The 19,014-nt window shown below is 52.5% G+C and carries 17 protein-coding genes; 7 read left to right on the forward strand and 10 right to left on the reverse strand.

Annotation, left to right across the window (positions count from 1 at the left end):
* Positions 1-310: 310 nt before the first annotated feature.
* From alaS to CWE11_RS04545, 9 genes are all read right to left on the reverse strand, one after another.
* Positions 311-2,920, reverse strand: a complete 2,610-nt coding sequence (gene alaS / locus CWE11_RS04505; RefSeq protein WP_126776410.1) for an alanine--tRNA ligase — start codon at positions 2,918-2,920, stop codon at positions 311-313.
* A gap of 114 nt (positions 2,921-3,034) precedes the next feature.
* Entirely contained in the window at positions 3,035-3,541 is a 507-nt protein-coding gene (locus CWE11_RS04510) for a regulatory protein RecX (protein ID WP_126776411.1), read from the reverse strand.
* Between the two features lie 11 nt (positions 3,542-3,552).
* Positions 3,553-4,281: an SIMPL domain-containing protein gene (locus CWE11_RS04515; RefSeq protein WP_126776412.1), complete on the reverse strand. Its 729-nt coding sequence runs from the start codon at positions 4,279-4,281 to the stop codon at positions 3,553-3,555.
* A gap of 75 nt (positions 4,282-4,356) precedes the next feature.
* Positions 4,357-5,436, reverse strand: a complete 1,080-nt coding sequence (locus CWE11_RS04520; RefSeq protein WP_126776413.1) for an agmatine deiminase family protein — start codon at positions 5,434-5,436, stop codon at positions 4,357-4,359.
* On the reverse strand, positions 5,433-6,440 hold the full coding sequence (gene rluB, locus CWE11_RS04525) for a 23S rRNA pseudouridine(2605) synthase RluB (protein ID WP_126776414.1): 1,008 nt from the start codon (positions 6,438-6,440) through the stop codon (positions 5,433-5,435). Before rluB ends, CWE11_RS04520 begins: the two co-directional genes overlap by 4 nt.
* Positions 6,437-7,144, reverse strand: coding sequence for an SMC-Scp complex subunit ScpB (scpB, locus tag CWE11_RS04530; protein ID WP_126776415.1), 708 nt, complete (start codon positions 7,142-7,144; stop codon positions 6,437-6,439). Before scpB ends, rluB begins: the two co-directional genes overlap by 4 nt.
* Complete coding sequence (locus tag CWE11_RS04535) at positions 7,141-7,977, reverse strand: segregation and condensation protein A (RefSeq protein WP_126776416.1); 837 nt, start codon at positions 7,975-7,977, stop codon at positions 7,141-7,143. Before CWE11_RS04535 ends, scpB begins: the two co-directional genes overlap by 4 nt.
* A 45-nt stretch (positions 7,978-8,022) precedes the next feature.
* On the reverse strand, positions 8,023-8,643 hold the full coding sequence (locus tag CWE11_RS04540; RefSeq protein ID WP_126776417.1) for an L-threonylcarbamoyladenylate synthase: 621 nt from the start codon (positions 8,641-8,643) through the stop codon (positions 8,023-8,025).
* Positions 8,640-9,512: a PHP domain-containing protein gene (locus tag CWE11_RS04545; RefSeq protein WP_241971726.1), complete on the reverse strand. Its 873-nt coding sequence runs from the start codon at positions 9,510-9,512 to the stop codon at positions 8,640-8,642. The genes CWE11_RS04540 and CWE11_RS04545 overlap by 4 nt, the downstream gene beginning before the upstream one ends.
* Before the next feature lie 448 nt (positions 9,513-9,960).
* On the opposite strand from CWE11_RS04545, the gene CWE11_RS04550 reads away from it, so the two are divergent.
* From CWE11_RS04550 to trpA, 6 genes are read left to right on the forward strand one after another with little or no spacing between them, the layout of a single operon-like run.
* Positions 9,961-11,619, forward strand: coding sequence for an anthranilate synthase component 1 (locus CWE11_RS04550; protein WP_126776419.1), 1,659 nt, complete (start codon positions 9,961-9,963; stop codon positions 11,617-11,619).
* On the forward strand, positions 11,616-12,260 hold the full coding sequence (locus CWE11_RS04555; RefSeq protein WP_126776420.1) for an aminodeoxychorismate/anthranilate synthase component II: 645 nt from the start codon (positions 11,616-11,618) through the stop codon (positions 12,258-12,260). Before CWE11_RS04550 ends, CWE11_RS04555 begins: the two co-directional genes overlap by 4 nt.
* Complete coding sequence (gene trpD, locus CWE11_RS04560; RefSeq protein WP_126776421.1) at positions 12,245-13,243, forward strand: anthranilate phosphoribosyltransferase; 999 nt, start codon at positions 12,245-12,247, stop codon at positions 13,241-13,243. The genes CWE11_RS04555 and trpD overlap by 16 nt, the downstream gene beginning before the upstream one ends.
* 1 nt (position 13,244) lies before the next feature.
* Complete coding sequence (gene trpCF / locus CWE11_RS04565; RefSeq protein WP_126776422.1) at positions 13,245-14,750, forward strand: bifunctional indole-3-glycerol-phosphate synthase TrpC/phosphoribosylanthranilate isomerase TrpF; 1,506 nt, start codon at positions 13,245-13,247, stop codon at positions 14,748-14,750.
* Positions 14,751-14,808: 58 nt separating this feature from the next.
* Positions 14,809-16,038, forward strand: a complete 1,230-nt coding sequence (trpB, locus tag CWE11_RS04570; RefSeq protein WP_126776552.1) for a tryptophan synthase subunit beta — start codon at positions 14,809-14,811, stop codon at positions 16,036-16,038.
* Positions 16,035-16,847, forward strand: a complete 813-nt coding sequence (gene trpA / locus CWE11_RS04575) for a tryptophan synthase subunit alpha (RefSeq protein WP_126776423.1) — start codon at positions 16,035-16,037, stop codon at positions 16,845-16,847. Before trpB ends, trpA begins: the two co-directional genes overlap by 4 nt.
* A gap of 45 nt (positions 16,848-16,892) precedes the next feature.
* Here trpA and CWE11_RS04580 read toward each other — a convergent pair whose 3' ends face one another.
* Complete coding sequence (locus tag CWE11_RS04580; protein WP_126776424.1) at positions 16,893-18,017, reverse strand: AI-2E family transporter; 1,125 nt, start codon at positions 18,015-18,017, stop codon at positions 16,893-16,895.
* A gap of 93 nt (positions 18,018-18,110) precedes the next feature.
* On the opposite strand from CWE11_RS04580, the gene CWE11_RS04585 reads away from it, so the two are divergent.
* Positions 18,111-19,004 (forward strand): TIGR01777 family oxidoreductase, encoded by an 894-nt coding sequence (locus tag CWE11_RS04585; protein WP_126776425.1) that lies wholly within the window; start codon positions 18,111-18,113, stop codon positions 19,002-19,004.
* Positions 19,005-19,014 lie beyond the last annotated feature (10 nt).

Raw genomic sequence — 19,014 nt, forward strand, 5'->3', positions numbered from 1 at the left:
GCGACACATGACCACACTGTGCTGGATAATCATCAAATACTAGCACCATCTCTGATCAGCGCGGATATGATATTTTTCATATCGGCGGAGACAAGCATCAGAGCTTCACAAGACTGTTGTTTCTTTGTCAGCGTGTCACATTCCTGTGATAACGAATGTACGCTTTTAGCATAGCACAGCTGCTATGCCTGCAAGGCGAAAACAGCGTCTATTTGACAAAAAAACACGCTCGGTTTCAACACTTCACGACATATTCTGACGTAACGTGCTTATTTTACTCACAGAATGCCCGCAGATTCCTCTCTCGCGGCTACCCATTCAGCTTTTCTTCAAGCCATCCTGGCACGCTTGACAACGCCTCCGTTAACTTCTCAGGCTGGGTTCCTCCGGCTTGAGCCATATCGGGACGCCCACCCCCTTTGCCACCGACTTGTGCCGCGACAAAATTTACCAGCTCGCCAGCTTTAACGCGTGATGTAAGACTCGCCGTGACACCGGCAATCAAACTCACTTTGTCGCCCTGGCGTAACCCCAACAGAACAATGCCATCACCCAAGCGATTCTTCAGGTCATCAACCATTTCACGAAGCGCTTTCGGGTCTGCATCATCGAGTTCTGCAAGAATAACTTTTTGTCCACCTATACGCTGGGCTTGGTCAACTAGCGAAGATCCTGCGTGTTTCGACAGCTGACGCTGGAACTCAGCAATTTCTTTCTCAAGTGATTTCTGTCGTGTGATTAACTGCTCAATACGCTCACTGACCACCGCCGGATCAGACTTAAGCACACTCGCGATACTCTGTAGCCGCTGTTGCTGCTGTTGCGTATATAAAACTGCACTGGCGCCCGTCGTAGCCTCGATACGACGAACACCGGACGCAATCCCCTGCTCGCTTGTCACCCGGAACATCCCAATGTCTCCGGTCCGCTCAACATGTGTTCCGCCACACAATTCGAGTGAGTACGGACCCATCTGCACGACACGAACTTCATCATCATATTTCTCACCAAACAGCGCCATTGCACCACGAGCTTTCGCTTCCTCAATTGGGAGAATGTCAGTCGTGAGCGGCGTGTTAAGCCGAATCTGTTCATTCACTTCAGTCTCAATTGCGAGAAGTTCTGATGCAGTCACCGCTTGAGGATGTGCAAAGTCAAAGCGCAGCCGCTGCTCATCAACCAAAGAGCCTTTTTGCATCACATGCTCGCCTAATACGTTGCGCAAAGCTGCATGGATAAGGTGCGTGGCTGAGTGATTCCGGCGAATTGCCCAACGGCGCTCGTCATCCACCACGGCAGTCAAGCTATCACCGACGCGCAATTTCACCTCGGCCGAGCCATGATGTCCTACAGCCTTCCCAATGTATTGGGTGTCGGTCACAACAAAGACTGGCTCACCATCGAGTTCGAATACGCCGATATCACCGACCTGCCCACCACTCTCTGCATAGAATGGGGTGTGGTCGAGGACCACAATCGCATCGTCTCCTGCTGCAACCTCACTCACCGCCTCGCCGTTCACAAAAATATCGGTGATGGTCGCTTGATGCTCATAGTCCGTGTAGCCGTGAAATGTAGAGACGGTTTCTGATTGAAGACGGGCGTTATAGTCCGCACCGAATTGCGACGCCTGCTGTGCGCGTTTGCGTTGCTGCTCCATCGCAACATCAAAGCCAGTTTGGTCAAGCCCAAAGCCACGCTCACGCAAAATATCTGCCGTCAGGTCATATGGAAAGCCATAGGTGTCATACAGCTTGAACGCAATCTCTCCGTTCAGGGCCTCGCCCTCCGCCAAGTCGCTCATCGCGTCTTCAAGCAGGCTTAGTCCCCGTTGTAAGGTCCGCGCAAATTGCTTCTCTTCTTGCAACAACGCTTGCTCAATGCGTGTTTGAGCCTGCTGCAATTCTGGAAATGCTTCTCCCATCAGACGGACTAACTCGCTAACGAGTGTGTGAAAAAATGGTTCGTTTGCGCCAAGTTTAGTCCCATGTCGAACCGCCCGACGGATAATACGGCGTAACACATAGCCTCGCCCCTCGTTCGAAGGCATTACGCCGTCGGTAATCAAGAACGCGCAAGAACGAATGTGATCGGCAATCACCCGCAATGATTGCGCTGAACGATCGTCAGTTCCTACGGCCTTCGCTGCCGCATCAATGAGGTGAACAAACGTATCGGTTTCATAGTTCGAATGAACTCCTTGCATCACTGCAGCAATCCGCTCGAGTCCCATGCCGGTATCGACCGAGGGCTTCGGTAATGGCTCAAGGGTTCCGTCCGACTGTCGGTTGTACTGCATGAAGACCAAGTTCCAGATCTCGATATAACGATCACCATCTTCTTCTGGCGTTCCAGGAGGACCACCCCAAACATCCGGTCCGTGGTCATAGAAAATTTCCGAACACGGACCACACGGACCTGTATCGCCCATCTGCCAGAAATTATCTTTCGCGCCAATCCGAGCAATTCGATCCGTCGGAACACCTATTTCATTGGCCCAAATCGCGTAGGCTTCATCGTCCTCTTCAAAAACCGTTACCCACAGTTTCTCTTTCGGTAACTTGAGTTCCTCGGTTAAAAACGCCCAGGCATATTGAATGGCTTCACGCTTGAAGTAGTCTCCAAAACTAAAGTTTCCAAGCATTTCAAAAAACGTATGGTGACGCGCAGTATACCCAACATTCTCAAGATCGTTGTGCTTCCCACCCGCCCGGACACAGCGTTGTGAGCTCGTTGCACGCGAATAACTCCGCTTGTCAGTGCCCAGAAATACATCTTTGAAGGGCACCATTCCCGCATTGGTAAACAGCAAGGTGGCGTCATTACCAGGGATGAGCGAAGCACTTGGCACGATGGCGTGGCCACGTTCAGCGAAGAAATTCAAAAAGGCAGTACGAATATCGGCACTGGTCATACTCATAAATACATTCCTGCTGTCAGTCCGGTTTTGCGATATGCGGGGACACAAACGTCAATTTTGAAAGTGGCTAAGAATACCATAGGGATGGCACAGAAAACAGCCACTTACCGGGGTTTAGATGGGGTCTTCTAGCGAGGAATCCAAGGCCGAGCGGACTTGTTCTCCGGTAAATCCACGTTGCGCCAAATAACGCATCCGACGGGCTTGCTCTTTCCGTCGATCAGCGGCATCTACTGGGTGTGGAAACCGCCGTTGAAATCGCTCGCGAGCAAGCGCAAACCAATCGACATCTTCAGCCTCAAATACGCGCTGAATTTCGTCTTCATCCACGCCTTTATGTTGCAACTCAGCGCGAATTCGCAATGGGCCGTATCCTTGTTGTACACGCTGACGAAAAAATACATCGGCAAAACGCGCATCGGATTGCCACTTACGCGTTTCCAAACGCGCTACTACTGCCCGGACAGCATCACGCTCAAAGCCCTTTTGTTCCAACTTGTGAGACAATTCATGAGCGCTGTGCTCACGTCGGCTCAGTAGCTGGACCGCCCGATGTTCAATCGCACGCTGATCGGTGGGATCGTCTGGTCCACGCTTGCCTTTACGACGCCGTTCAACCATCAGAATACTGTCTAACGTGCTGGCCGCAAGGCAAACTCAACCTGCACCGAGACGCTAATGTGTTGCTGACCTGGCTCGGTCACACTGGACTCCATCGCCATTCGCATCGGGGCCATATCCATGTGTGCGGGCGCATCTCCCTGTTCCGTGATTCGCAGCAGATGAGAAATCCGTCGGCTACTATGCTTGGCCAGCTCATTCGCCTTCTCGTGGGCCTGCCGAACCGCTTCTTCCCGTGCTTGCGCATACAACGCAGTCGGATCGGCAATTGAGAAGCGAATACTATCAACCTGCACCACCCCTACATCAATCGCATCATCAATCACCCGATCAAATAGGTTGAGATCCGCTAAAGTCACTTGTACCACACGGCTCACTTCATACCCTGCGAAAATAGCTTCTCCATCACGATAATTGTAGCGTGGTTGGATTTGCAGTTGCCACGATTGGATATGCTCCCGCGGAACCCCGTGTTCGAGTAAGACATCGCGCAACTGGCCGGTTACGCGGTCGGTATTTGCCTGCAGGTCTCCGAGTGCATCGCCTCGAAAACGAACCGTAAATCGAATATTTGCCTGATCAGGGACCCCAACCGCACTGCCAGATGCCGTCACGTGCACCGTGTCTGGATCGATATTTCCATGCGGCGCCGGCATACAACCCACGAGCGCCATTACAGCCATCAGACCAAGCGCTGTCAGGGATAAACGGAGCTTAAAAAAACAAGTTCGGTGTGTCATACGCTTTCCTTCCCTTTACTCTGTCGGACCGGTGAAACAGAACGACTCAATGCAATTGCTTGCGGTCTGCGCACTTCACAGCGCAAGCGTTGCGCAATGCCAACTTCCCCCACCGACCAGTAAACCGCGGGCAGAAACGCTTACCACACGTGCTGTTGGTTGGATTTCGGCCATTGTTTGGACCATAATTTCCAGCGCTCGTTCATCCTGCGGTAATCCGTACGCAGGCAGTAAGATCACGTCATGGTCACCAACTCGGACCCGGGCAAAATTCACGTAACTCGCCATTAACTGCATGCCTGCAATCCGTTTGCGGACGCCCAGACGGTGTTCAATCGAAACCGCTTCCGCTGCACTCAAACGAGGCGCGCGCGGCAGCGGAAGTTTTATAAGTTTTAAGGAACGTCCCTGCGCATCCGTATGAGTCTGGAGAAAATCGACGACACGACGACAGGTCGCATAGTCAGGGTGCGCTGGGTCATCTGTACTGGCAACAGCAACGACTCCCGGCGCTAAGAAACAAGCGATATTGTCGATATGACCGCCGGTTTCATCTGCAGTTAGTTTTCCTGGCACCAAGAGCAGCTTTTCAATTCCGAGGAATTCTTTCACGTGGGTATGCAAGGCGCGAGCGGTCAACCCACTATTCGTCGGGCGAAATAGAATACTCCCACTGCACGCGAGCGCGGTTCCTTCACCATCATGGTGCAAAGCACCGCCTTCTAACACCAAGTCATGGGCTTGGCTAGTCAACCCAAGATGCGAGGAGAGCCAATCTCGGGCAGTCACGTCGAGTTTAAATTGGTCATCAATTCCGCCCCACCCGTCAAAGCGATAATGCAGCGCCGCCTTTTGATCGCAATCAACAAAGGGTGCACAGTCGCGAATCCAAACATCACCGAAAGGAACCGAGTGCACGCGAACGTTTGTCGGCAATCCGCTCGGCATGGGTGCGTCAGGATGCACCTGCAAAGCCACCGGTACATTCAAGTCGGATAGTATCGATAAAAAAGCCCGCACATCCGCTTGGGCTGCTTCGCCACTCTGAGGCCATATATCGCGCCGATAGGGCCAACGCAACCAAAGTGCGGATGCCTCAGACCATTCGGTTCGCCAGTTGAGTTGCTGCTTGGTGGCTGCGACCTGAGTACTCATGATGATTTCTGTCCACCTGGGTGTTGTCTTTTCGAGGGTCTGCCTCGACTCGGACGTTTTGCTGATGGTTTGCCAGCAGGTTTTCCATCCGTTGCTGGTGTGCTTCGATGCGTTTGTGGCCTTTCTTTCGGGGTACGTCGTGATTTTCCTTGCCCAGTCCCAGCGCGTTGACTGCCTTCTCGATGACGGCGACTACCGCGCCGTGCTTGTTTTATCTGGCGTTGTTGATCTTCTTTCGTGATGACCGGCGCGGAGGTAAGCTCGGGAAGTTCGACTAATTTTCGCAAGTAGTTCACTTGTTCCATGGGTAACTCGACCCAACCGCCTTGAACGAGTCCTTTGGGCATCGTAAGTTCGCCCATCCGTACACGAATCAAACGGCTCACAGTGGCGCCCTGAGATTCCCACAAGCGACGGACTTCTCGATTCCGCCCCTCGGTTAACGTGACATGGAACCATTGATTCATGCCTTCTCCGCCACGACGACGAATGCGCTTGAAGCGGGCCATGCCATCCTCAAGTTCAACACCACGCAATAGTTTTTGAATCTGTGCCTCAGAGACCTCACCAAACACGCGAACCGCATACTCACGCTCGACCTGATAGCTTGGATGCATCAAACGATTGGCCAGTTCACCATCTGTAGTCAGCAATAAAAGCCCGGAAGTATTGATATCCAGACGCCCCACCGCAATCCACCGGGCTCCTTTCAAAGGTGGCATCCGCTCGTATACAGTGGCCCGCCCTTCTGGATCTTTCCGAGTCACCAGCTCGCCTTCAGGTTTGTGGTACACCAGTACGCGGCAAGGGACAGATTCTTCATCACTGGTCTTCACGACATGTCCATCAAGACGAATCACGGCATCGGCTGTGACACGTTCCCCTAGGGTCGCAACATGATCATGCACACGGATCCGCCCCTCGGTGATCATGGTTTCAATTTCACGCCGCGATCCATAACCGGAACGGGCTAATACTTTTTGTAGTTTTTCGCTTTCTTTCACTCGATGGGTTCCTCTGGGTTGTCACGCTCCCGCGTGTCATTAATTGCCGTGCTCTCGGTAATTAAGTGTAATTCATTTTCGCGATCCGCGTCAGACTTCAGGCGCGGTTTTTCACTGTCGCTATTCTGCTGTTCCTGCGGAGCTTGCAGGGCAAACTCGTCCTCGGTCGGCTCGAGATCCGGCCGCGGTTGCGCCAGCGCTGGTAAATCCGCCACCGACGTCAACGCAAAGTAATCCAGGAACGCCTTCGTAGTTGCATACAACGCAGGACGACCAGGAACTTCTTTATGGCCGACAATTTTGACCCACCCCCGCTCTTGCAGCGTTTTCATAATCTGAGAGCTCACGGAAACGCCGCGGACCGCTTCAATCTCCCCCCGGGTGACCGGCTGTCGCCATGCAATCAGAGCAAGTGTTTCAAGCAATGCTGCTGAATAGCGTGGTGCACGATCAGGCCACATATGAACAAGGGCCGGGCCCAATTCAGGTTTCGTCTGAAAGCGCCAACCTGAAGCGACTTCAGCCAATTCAATTCCACGGTCTTTGTAATCTTCCTGCAAGCCGTCAAGCACTTGACGCAAACGCGGGCGATTCAAGCGGAAGTCAGCAAGCACACCATTTAACAGCTGATCCAGAGTCACCGGCTCATCAGCGGCGAAGATCGCAGCTTCCACCAACTGCTTCAGTTGCTGATCAGATATCATGCAATAGCCTCCATGGTCGCCGCCTCACTCCGTCGACCGTCACGCCCCACATAAATGGTGGAGAAGTTCTCCGCTTGGGTCAGCACAATCAATCCTTCCTTGTTGAGTTCAAGAATGGCCAAAAAACTCACCACAACACCAGAACGCCCCTCTTGAATATCAAACAAGCGTGAAAACTCGACTCGTCCGTGCTCCTGCAAAAGCTCCAACACACGGCTCATGCGCTCGCGGGTCGATAGAACCTCGCGTTTGATTTGGTGATGGGCTTGCACTTTGACTAGCTGCATGACTTTCGCTAACGCGAGTCCGAGCTCTTCTAAAGTGACTTCGGGCGGTGTTTGCCCCGCAAGTTCACGTGCATCCGTTGACGCAGTGGCCGGAAAGAAATCACGATATTGTTGTGGTTGCTGGTCTAGTTGATTCGCACCTTCACGAATAATTTCATACTCTTTCAATCGACGAACAAGTTCAGCACGCGGGTCATCTTCGTCATCGTCCTCGCTCTGAACCTTGGGCAGAAGCATACGGCTCTTGATTTCCGCCAGCATCGCCGCCATCAGCAAATAATCTGCCGCGAGTTCGAGCTTCAGCTCACGCATCATATCGACATAATGCATGTACTGTTCTGTGATTTTTAGGATAGGCAAATCAAGGATATCCATCTTCTGTCGACGGATAAGATACAGCAGGAGATCCATCGGGCCCGAGAACAGATCGAGCATAAGCTCCAAAGCTTCGGGCGGAATGTAGAGGTCCTCCGGTTGATCAAAAACCGGCTCTCCTCGCACAAATCCTAGCGGCAGCGACTGCTGCACAGACCCCAAATCACTCATGATGTACCGTTCTCGTTATTATTGGCTCGCCACAAACTATGGTTTTTATTGAAACGGTGTTGGATCCCCTTCCCCCACACGAATAATGTTGATCTCATCATCGACCAAGTCAACCACTGTGGTTGGCTGTTCCATTAAGTGGCCACCATCAATCACCAAATCCACAAGTTTTTCAAGTCGCAAACGAATTTCATAGGGATCCGGCTCGGCAAATTCTTCTCCTGGGAAAATCAAGGTCGTCGACATCATGGGTTCGCCCAGCTCGGCAAGTAACGCCTGCGCAATTGCGTTATCCGGCACTCGCAAGCCAATCGTTTTACGTTTTGGATTCATCAGGCGCCGCGGGACCTCTTTTGTCGCCATCAGCACAAAGGTGTATGGACCGGGCGTATTGTTTTTTAATAAACGAAACGCTTGGTTACCAACTCGCGCGTAAACGGACAGTTCCGACAGATCACGACACACTAAAGTGAAGTTGTGTTCACTTCCAAGTTGGCGAATACGCAAAATCCGCTCCACCGCGTCCTTATTTTGCAACTGGCAGCCGAGTGCATAGCCCGAATCTGTGGGATAGACGATAACCCCACCCTGACGCACGATATCGGCGGCTTGCACGATCAGTCGATGCTGTGGATTCTCGGGATGAATTTGAAAAAACTGACTCATCCGTTCTCCACCTTGCTCCATTGTGTCCACACGGGCGCTACCTCACTTTGATACTTTAAATTTCGTCCCAATTCCCTGTATTTACCGGGCGCATGAAAATCCGATCCCATTGAGACGTAAAAACCATACTCGTTGGCTAACTCCAAAAGCCATTGGCGCTGCCAGGGCGCCTGCTGTGATGAGACCGCCTCGAGCGCTTCTGCACCACATGCTTTTAATTCAACTAATAACCGGCGCAACCATTTGTTGCTTAATCCATACGCCAGCGGATGTGCCAGACCGGCCACCCCGCCTGACGCTCGAATCGCTTCCACTGCCTCTTCCACTGAGCACCACTGAGATGCCACATAAGCACACTGGCCACGTCCGAGGTAGCGGTCAAAAGCGCTTTGAATATCTTTGCAATGACGTGCTTTCACCAGAGCTTCCGCAAAATGCAGACGAGTGAGCACCGCGTCCCTAGGCTGCTGGTGTGGATCCGGTAAATCTTCAGCTGGGATCCCTTGCTTAAGTAACTTCCCATGAATCGCGACGCTACGTTCCCGACGCTTATTTGCTTGTGCCGTTAATAGGGCCGTTAAACGCGGAGCTTCCGGATCAAAATTCCACCCAAGAATATGGATTTCAAATCCTTCCCAGCGTGTGCTTATCTCAACCCCCGGAATCAAGACGACGCGTGCAGCACGCTGTTCGGCTAACACGCGCTGCGCCGCTTGGTACCCCGCAATCGAATCATGATCGGTAATTGCGAGCACATCAATCTGCATATTTTCAGCACGCAGCAGGAGCTCATGCGGGTGAAGTGCTCCGTCAGAACATCGGCTGTGGCAATGTAAATCAATGCGTTCCGAGCCGGGAGGCACGGCCACAAAGGGCTGCGATCTTCGGGAAGACCGGCCGGCGTTCGAAACGTTTTCCTGTGTAATGGCGTCGTTTTTTGCGTTTATCATAAGAAGCATCATACGCCCTTTCGCCCCACAAAACTAACCTCGCCATCCAAAATTTTCTAACTTTTTGTTGACAGCGAAAGGGCCTTCCGTTTACCTTTCGAGTATCGAATTTTAAATACAAGTTTCATTAAGTTGTCTATGCAAACAACAATCCACAGCAACCCGTTGTCACGCTCACATGCAGGCCAAATCGGCGCGGCAGGTGCGCACGTTCATGCGTGGTGGTGGCATCCCGGATGCGGGTGATGTTGTGCGTGTAGAAACGTAACGAGAGAAAGCCAAATGAGGCACCTCACGTTGACCAGATAACCACAACAAGCCCGCTCTCTGAGCGGGCTTGTTTCGTTTTAGCCAAAGGGAAAAATAGATGACATCCCGATTGACAGAATTTCCGGTCGCCACCGTGCGCTTAACGCTCGACTATCAAGCTGATCCTGTCCACATGTTTCGTCAACTCACGGCAGGGCAAAGCAAACAAGCAGAGCATATCTTGCTTGAGTCAGCTGAGATCTCCTCCCGTCAAAACCTAAAAAGTATTTTGATGGTAGATGCAGCGCTTCGCCTGATCTGCCGCGGAGATATCGTCACCATTGAAGCGGTTTCCGATAGCGGTGCGCTGCTGCTGCCCTGGATTGCGGAACAGCTTCAACCCGACGCAACCATAGTAGAGAGTGTCCCCTCTCAGAAGCGCACTTTGGTTCTGCGTTACACCCCCCCGCCCGAAGGGTTAAGCGAACAGGAGCGTCTGCAGTATCCAAGTCAAGTGGCTCCGCTGCGGCTCCTCCAACAACAACTCAAGCACCAGGGACAAAACCACCCCCTCGGGATTTTCCTTACAGGTGTTTTTGCCTATGACTTTCTGGCAACCTTTGAGTCCTTACCAGATGTGCCTGAGGGCGCGAACACCTGCCCAGACTATCAATTCTATCTCGCCGAAACCTTGGTCGTAGTAGACCATGCGCGGGAACACACAGAACTGCTCGGTCTGCTCCCTCACAGTGACCGTCAGGCGGAAGAAGACCGTCGCGGTCAACGTTTATACCAGCGCATGGGCGAACTGATGGCGCGCTTGCAGGCTCCAACAACTCCGACTGCGACGCCTCCCATCTCAACTCAGCCCGCGGCCAAAGATTCAGCCTCCATTGAGGCCCAGCCTTCGCAAGCCGTGTTTGCCGAAATTGTTGAGTCCATGAAAGAACATATTCGTGCCGGGGATATCTTTCAGGTGGTGCCTTCACGCGAGTTCTCGCTCCCCTGCTCCGATGCGCTCGGGAGTTATGAGGCACTGAAACGCAGCAATCCAAGTCCCTACATGTTCTATCTCAAAACCAACGAGTTTGAACTCTTTGGAGCATCACCCGAATCGGCCTTGAAATATACCCATGCCTCCCGCCAAGTCGAACTCTATCCAATTGCTGGAACGCGCCCGAGAGCGCGCGATGCCGCTGGGAACATTCGTCTCGATCAAGATAGTCGGATCGAGCTGGCTCTGCGCCAAGACCAGAAAGAATTGGCCGAACACATGATGCTTGTCGATCTCGCGCGCAACGATCTCGCTCGGATTGCCAGGGTCGGCTCTCGATATGTCGCTGATCTACTCAAGGTCGATCGATACTCCCACGTGATGCATCTGGTATCTCGCGTCGTCGCAACCTTAGCCGATACCTACGATGCGCTCGACGCCTATCGCGCCTGTATGAATATGGGAACCCTCGTGGGGGCGCCCAAGCTCAGTGCGGCAACCTTGATTCGTCAAGCGGAGCAAAAACGGCGCGGCAGTTACGGAGGCGCGGTGGGCTACCTCAGTGGCAACGGTGATATGGATACTTGCATTGTGATTCGCTCCGCTTTCGTACGAAATGGTATCGCAACAGTGCAGGCCGGAGCTGGCGTTGTGTTTGATTCGGACCCCGCCGCAGAAGTCGCTGAAACAGAGCAAAAGGCCGACGCTGTCCTTCAGGCGATTCAACAACATGAACAAGCGCAGAAATTGGTATCAGCTCACACAGAGGAGTTCGTAAAATGACTCAGATTGGCGAAATTTTACTGCTCGACAATCAAGATAGCTTTACCTACAACCTAGTCGACGAGCTGGCACAACTGGGATACGGACTAACCGTCTATCGAAACACAGTTCCGGTCTCCGTCATTGCCGCGCACCTGGAGCGTGCCGCACAGGTGGGCCCAGTGTTGCTGTGTTTGTCACCCGGCCCTGGCCACCCAAAAACCGCTGGAAACCTGATGGAGGTGATCGCCATGGCCGCTGGGCGCTACCCTCTGCTTGGCGTATGTCTTGGATTTCAAGCACTGATTGACTACTTCGGCGGCACTGTCGATCGCTGCCATGAGACCGTTCATGGCAAGCCCAGCCGGATTCAGTGCACCAATCACCCGATTTTTAATGGGTTAAAAATGCCCTTGCCAGTCGCTCGATATCACTCCCTGCAAGCCATCCATGTCCCGAATTCGGTCAACATTATTGCCGAGGTAAACGACATTCCAATGGCTTTTGAGCATCCCGGTATGAAAGCGATTGGCTTTCAGTTTCATCCAGAATCTATTATGACCAGTGAAGGCAGTCAGCTGTTAAAGCAAACCATTGATTATCTGACAGGCGCCACACACACCACGGAAACATCTCAGGAGGCATCATGCGCGAACTTGTAAAGCTGCTCAATGCGGAGGCTCTGACGCTGGAAGAGAGTCAAAAGCTGTTTGGCCATATTCTCGCGAATCAAATGACACAGAACCAAATCGCAGCCATGTTGGTGGCCATGAAAGTGCGCGGCGAAACACCTGAAGAGATCGCGGGGGCTGCCTTGGCGCTTCTCAATGGCTGCAAACAATTTCCCGCTCTCGATTTTCCCGTCGCCGATACCTGTGGAACTGGCGGTGATGGTAGTAACACAATTAATATTTCCACTGCGGCAGCTCTCGTGCTTGCCAGCATGGGCGTGGCCGTCGCCAAACATGGGAATCGCAGTGTTTCCTCTCGTTCAGGTTCAGCGGATGTGCTTGAAGCGCTCGGTGTACCGCTCGATTTATCGCCTGATGAAAACCATCAACTTCTTAAAGAACACAAGTTTTGCTTCTTATTTGCCCCCCACTATCACCCGGGTGTGCGCTACGCTATGCCGGTCCGCCAAGAATTAAAAACTCGAACCCTGTTCAATCTGCTTGGCCCGTTAATTAATCCCGCGCGGCCTCAAGCACAGCTCCTTGGTGTCTACACCGAGGCATTATGCCGCCCATTAGCGCAAACACTGCAATTACTGGGGTGTCCTCGTGCGATGGTTGTGCATGGCAGCGGACTTGACGAGGTGGCTTTGCATGGTGCAACCACGGTAGTCGAGGTCAATGGCAAGGAGCTCATTGAGTACCAACTCACACCCGAGGATTTTGGCTTCCCACGCGCAGACATTGAGAGCCTCCGCGGCGGCGACGCTGACCAGAACGCGCGTATGCTAAAAGCCGTTTTTGCCGGCCAAGGTGAGCCTGAACATGCCCATGCAATTGCAATGAATGCCGGCTGCATTCGCTATTTGCTCGGCCATTCAAAGAATGTGCGTGATGGAGCGCATGAGGTCTTAGAACACATCCAAAGCGGGAAAGCACTCACGCACTTACAACGATTGCAGGAGGCATTTTAACGTGGCTGTGACTGAATTTATAAATGCGTCTACCCCGACTGTGCTACAAAAAATCTGCGCCACTCGACAAACGCGTCTTGAGGAGATGCGTGTGCACTATCCGGAGGATACCGTGTTTCAGGCAGCGGAAGAAATGACTCGCCCGACGCGCGACTTTACGGCTGCACTCCAGACGGATTCGGCAGCTTTTATTCTCGAGTGTAAAAAAGCGTCCCCATCCAAAGGGGTCATTTGCAGTGATTTTGATCCCGTTGCGATCGCACGGGTGTATCAAAGTTATGCAGCCGCGATCTCGGTCCTTACAGAGCCTGACTATTTTCAAGGCGATTTCTCCTACCTTCAAGCGGTCAGCGCCCATGTGCAAGTCCCCGTGTTATGCAAAGACTTTATCTTTAGTCGGTATCAAGTGGCCTTGGCACGTTACTTTGGAGCAGATGCCATCCTGCTCATGCTCTCTGTCCTTGATGATGAAACCTATCGTGCACTGAGTATTTACGCAGAACAACTTGGATTGCACATTTTAACGGAAGTGAGTGATGCGGATGAAATGCGTCGGGCCACGGCATTAAACGCCAAAGTCATTGGCATTAATCATCGAAATCTGCGCGATCTCTCTGTGGATTTACACCGTAGTGAAGTCCTGAGCGCACTTGCACCCAATGAAGCCGTGCTGATTGCTGAATCGGGAATAGAAACAAATGAGCAGGTCCGCCAAATTGCGCCATTTGTGAATGGCTTTCTCGTGGGAGGTGCGCTGACCGCACAAACGGATATTGACGCTGCCTGTCGTCGGCTGCTTTACGGTGCGCACAAGGTGTGTGGATTGACTCGCCCCGCTCATGCATTGATGGCGCGAGATGCCGGCGCATGCTTTGGTGGCCTGATATTTGCCAAACGGTCTCCTCGGTGTATTTCGCTGCAACAGGCGAAGTCGATCTGCGCGGTCGGTGGATTGCAGTATGTGGGCGTTTTTGCTCTCGATGACTATCACGGATTGTCGGCCACAGAAATCGCTGGGAACTTGGTGCGTATCGCGCAAGAGCTGCAACTGCGTGCGATCCAGTTACATGACGTTCCTGACTTCCTCGCGCGCCAACCTGATGCAGCAAAAACACTCGCGCTCGCATTGACTCGAGCCTTGCCTAGCATCTGCGAACTGTGGGTTGCAGTCAAGGCAGATGAGGTCAACACCATTCAAGCGCAGTTACCGGGAGTGAATCGCTGGCTACTCGATACTGGGAAAGGTGGCAGTGGCAAGACTTTCAATTGGTCACAAATTCCAACCCATGGACGGGAACACATGATGCTCGCCGGTGGCCTCAATGCAGAAAATATTACCGCGGCGCTGCGCCTCAACTTGGCCGGGTTTGACGTTAACTCGGGTGTGGAAGTAAGTCCCGGCGCGAAGTGTTCGCAGCGCGTCCATGGTTTTTTTAACCGGCTGCGCACTTACGGACGCGCGTCTGAAGTCCAAACCACCAAGGCTGAAAAGCAGCCGGTGGAATAAGGAGACGAATATGCAACCGAATCACACGAAATCTGAACGAAATACGAGTAAAGAAACCATGAACGAAGCCGAACACACAGCAACGCGGGAGCGATTGAGTCCCTACTTTGGAGATTTTGGTGGCCAGTTTGTCCCCGAGATTCTTCTTCCTGCCCTCGATCAGTTGGAAAACGCGTTTCTTGACGCCCAAGCAGACCCTGAATTTCAAGCGGAATTTAAGCACCTGCTCGATACCTACTTGGGCCGCCCCACGCCCCTGAGCTTATGTCAAAACCTAACCCAAGGTTCCCCCGCAAAGATTTACATGAAGCGCGAGGATCTATTGCATGGTGGCGCGCACAAAACCAATCAAGTACTCGGTCAAGCGTTGCTCGCCAAACGAATGGGCAAAACGCGTATTATTGCCGAAACCGGCGCCGGCCAGCATGGAACTGCGACCGCGCTAGCCTGCGCACTATTGGGACTTGAGTGCATTATTTACATGGGACGAAAAGACGCGGAGCGGCAACAACCCAACGTATTTCGTATGGAGCTGATGGGTGCCAAAGTGGTCCCTGTGGATGCGGGCAGCGGCACACTCAAAGACGCGGTCAATGAAGCCATGCGGGATTGGACTGCGAGCTATCCAACGACCCATTATTTACTTGGAACGGCAGCAGGTCCCCACCCATTCCCAACCATTGTTCGTGAATTCCACCGGATGATTGGAGCCGAAGCAAAAGCTCAGATTTTGGCAGCCGAAGGCCGTCTGCCTGATGAAGTCATTGCCTGTGTCGGAGGTGGCTCCAATGCCATTGGCATGTTCGCAGAATTTATTGATGAACCGGGCGTTCGTTTGACCGGTGTTGAGCCGGCCGGACGCGGGGTCGAAAGCGGTCATCACGGGGCCACCCTAAGTGCTGGGAAACCCGGTGTTTTGCACGGCTGCCGGTCGTTCTTAATGCAGGATCCGGATGGTCAAGTCGAAGAGTCCTACTCGGTCTCTGCAGGATTGGACTATCCTGGCGTGGGGCCCCAGCACGCGCATCTGCATGCCATCGGGCGTGCACAATATACCAGTGTTACCGACGAACAGGCGCTCGAAGCGTTCCAGCTTATTTCCCGACACGAGGGAATTATTCCTGCACTTGAATCGGCCCACGCGATGGCCTACGCCATCGAGCGAGCGAAGCATGCGACCAAGCCTGAGATCCTGCTGGTGAATCTATCGGGTCGTGGTGACAAAGACATTGATCACGTACGACGCATTTTTGCAGCACAGGCGGCAGCAAACGGAGGTGCAAAATGAGCCAACGTTATGCCTCCATGTTCACCGCCTTACAACAGAAGAATCAAGGCGCTTTCGTTCCATTCGTGACCTTGGGTGATCCCGATTTGGCGCAGAGCGAAGCCATCATCCGTACACTCATAGACGCCGGAGCCGATGCGCTCGAATTGGGCCTGCCTTTTTCTGATCCGGTCGCGGACGGGCCCGTCATTCAAGCTGCCAATATTCGTGCATTGAAACACCACGTGCGCATCCAAGATTGCTTTGATCTGATTGCCAGGGTTCGTGCGGACTTCCCCGAAATTCCCATCGGGCTTTTAGTATATTGCAACCTTGTGGTCGCCAATGGCAGTGACAGCTTTTATCAGCGGGCCGCTGCGGCAGGTGTCGATTCTGTGCTAGTCGCAGATGTGCCCTTACGTGAAGGAAAGCGTTTCATGTCGGATGCGAAGGCCCACGGAATTGCCCCCATTTTCATCGCGCCACCGGATGCCTCGGAAGCCACCTTAAAACAAGTTGCAGAGTACAGCGAGGGGTACATCTATTTACTCAGCCGCGCGGGGGTAACTGGGGCGAATGATACCGTCAATGCACCGGCCGAAGCGCTCATTCAAACACTCAAAGATGCCGGAGGCGCACCTGCCTTGCTCGGATTCGGCATTGCGCGTCCCGAGCATGTCCAAGCAGCAGTGCGGGCGGGCGCTGGTGGTGCGATCAGTGGATCCGCAATTGTCTCCATTATCGCCAATAATTTGGATGCCCCCGATACCATGCTCAAGGAGCTACACACCTTTGTGCAAGGAATGAAAGCAGCAACGATTCGCGATTAAAGAAACCTGTTTAAGCCATCCCGCTTAAGACTTTTCTTTATCCGCTCACTCGGTTGGATTTGCCGGCGCGTCTTGTGCCGGCTTATTTTGTACCGGCTTATTTTGTGCAGGTAGGTCCAACTCATGAGCATGGTGTTTGAGCTCATCACCACTGAGCATGATAGCCAACCAACGGGTATTGGGATTTTCTTCAAATCCAATTTTTACCATCATGGTTAACGGCACTGATAACAGCATACCGACCGGCCCAAGGAGCCAACCCCAAAAGATCAATGACAAAAAGACCACCAAAGTTGACAGACCCAAACCCCGGCCCATCACACGAGGTTCAATCAGATTTCCCATCACCAGATTAATCGCTAGGTAGAGCGCAGCAACCGCACCCGCCATCAAAGGCGAGAACTGAATCAATGCCATAATAACCGCAGGAATTGCGGCTAAGATCGAGCCGATATTGGGGATATAGTTAAATAAAAAGGCGACCACAGCCCACAAAATAAAGTGGTCAACACCGAGCAACCATAGACCAAAACCTACTAAGAATCCGGTCACCAAACTAATAATGGTTTTCAGCGCAAGATACTTATTGATAGCGATCAGCATCGATGAAAAGCGCTTCATTTGCTTTTCTGGCTGCCCAAAAGCCAAACTAATCTTTTTTGGAATAAGGGCCGATTCCGCCAACATAAATGCGACAATCAGAAGGATCAGCAGGGTGTTGGTCAGCATCCCACCCAGACTCGATAAAATGTTCACCGCCATTGACATCAATCGGGCCGGATCGAACTGTTCCTGCAGAAGTGCTTGATTCAAATGAATATTGAACTGTGCGGCAAAGGTCACCAACGCGGAAAATTGCTCTGTCATGCGTGCCCGGTACACAGGCATGTTCAGGGTGAATTCATTGACCGATTGGACAATCAGGCCCGCCAACGCAAAGCCCGCCACCAAAATGACCATCACAATCGCGACAATCGCTGCAAACGGCGGGAGATTCTTTAACCGAAACCATTGAATGACCGGTTGAAAAATGATGGTAATAAATAAAGCGAGCAGAAAAGGCACGACAATCACGCTAGCGGCCTTCACTCCAGCCAAGATGACAACAATAGCGGCCGCCACCACGAAAATTTTACTCATCGATGAAAGTGCCGAAGACTGGTCTGACATACGGTGCTCTCCGTATCTGTTGTTTTAGTGCTAAGCTGATGACGATACGTCATTATTCGAGGCCTCACAAGTTCAACTGATTCGGAGCAGCCCATGAAAATTCTAATGACCGGTGGAACGGGGTTTGTCGGTTCAGCCTTTATCAAACGCTATGGTGATCAACACGAAATCACCGTGGTATCCCGTCATCCTATACAGGCCAAGAAAACCCTTGGTCCGACGGTGTCCGTTCTGCCCAGTCTTGCGGAACTTGAGCACCTCAATGCGTTTGATGCGGTGATTAATTTAGCAGGCGAACCTATCGCGGATAAACGCTGGACTGATGCGCAGAAAGAGCGTATTGAACAATCTCGCTGGCATATCACAGAGACATTAGTTGGCCTCTGTGCTGCCTCGGATCACCCACCACACACCTTTCTATCCGGTTCTGCCATCGGCTACTACGGACGACAAGGCGCGACGCCTGTCACCGAAGATGACAACACGCCCCATGACGAATTCAGTCATCAATTATGTAAGCGCTGGGAAGCAATTGCTCAGGAGGCCGCCTCTGAACAGACTCGGGTGTGTTTGTTACGCACTGGTGTGGTGTTGGCGGGTCACGGTGGCGCCCTGAAAAAAATGCTGCCCCCATTTCGTCTCGGGCTCGGTGGACCCATTGGTGACGGCCAGCAAATGATGTCCTGGATTCATTTGGATGATATGGTGGCTGGAATTCAATTTCTCCTTGAACATGATCAGTGCCAAGGACCCTACAACTTTACCGCACCTCATCCAGCCTCCAACGAAGCGTTCAGTAAAACCTTAGGGAAAGTCTTGCATCGACCCGCCTTCTTCAGGGTCCCAGCGTTTGTCCTGCGTACTGCGCTGGGTGAAATGTCGGATTTACTGCTAACCGGACAAGCTGTGTTACCCCAGCGGCTTGAACAAGCTGGATTTGTCTTTGAATACCCACAATTAGAGCAGGCGCTACACGCAAGCGTATAGCACCTGTTCG

It is taken from the genome of Aliidiomarina sanyensis (assembly GCF_003987175.1).
Lineage (GTDB): Bacteria > Pseudomonadota > Gammaproteobacteria > Enterobacterales > Alteromonadaceae > Aliidiomarina > Aliidiomarina sanyensis.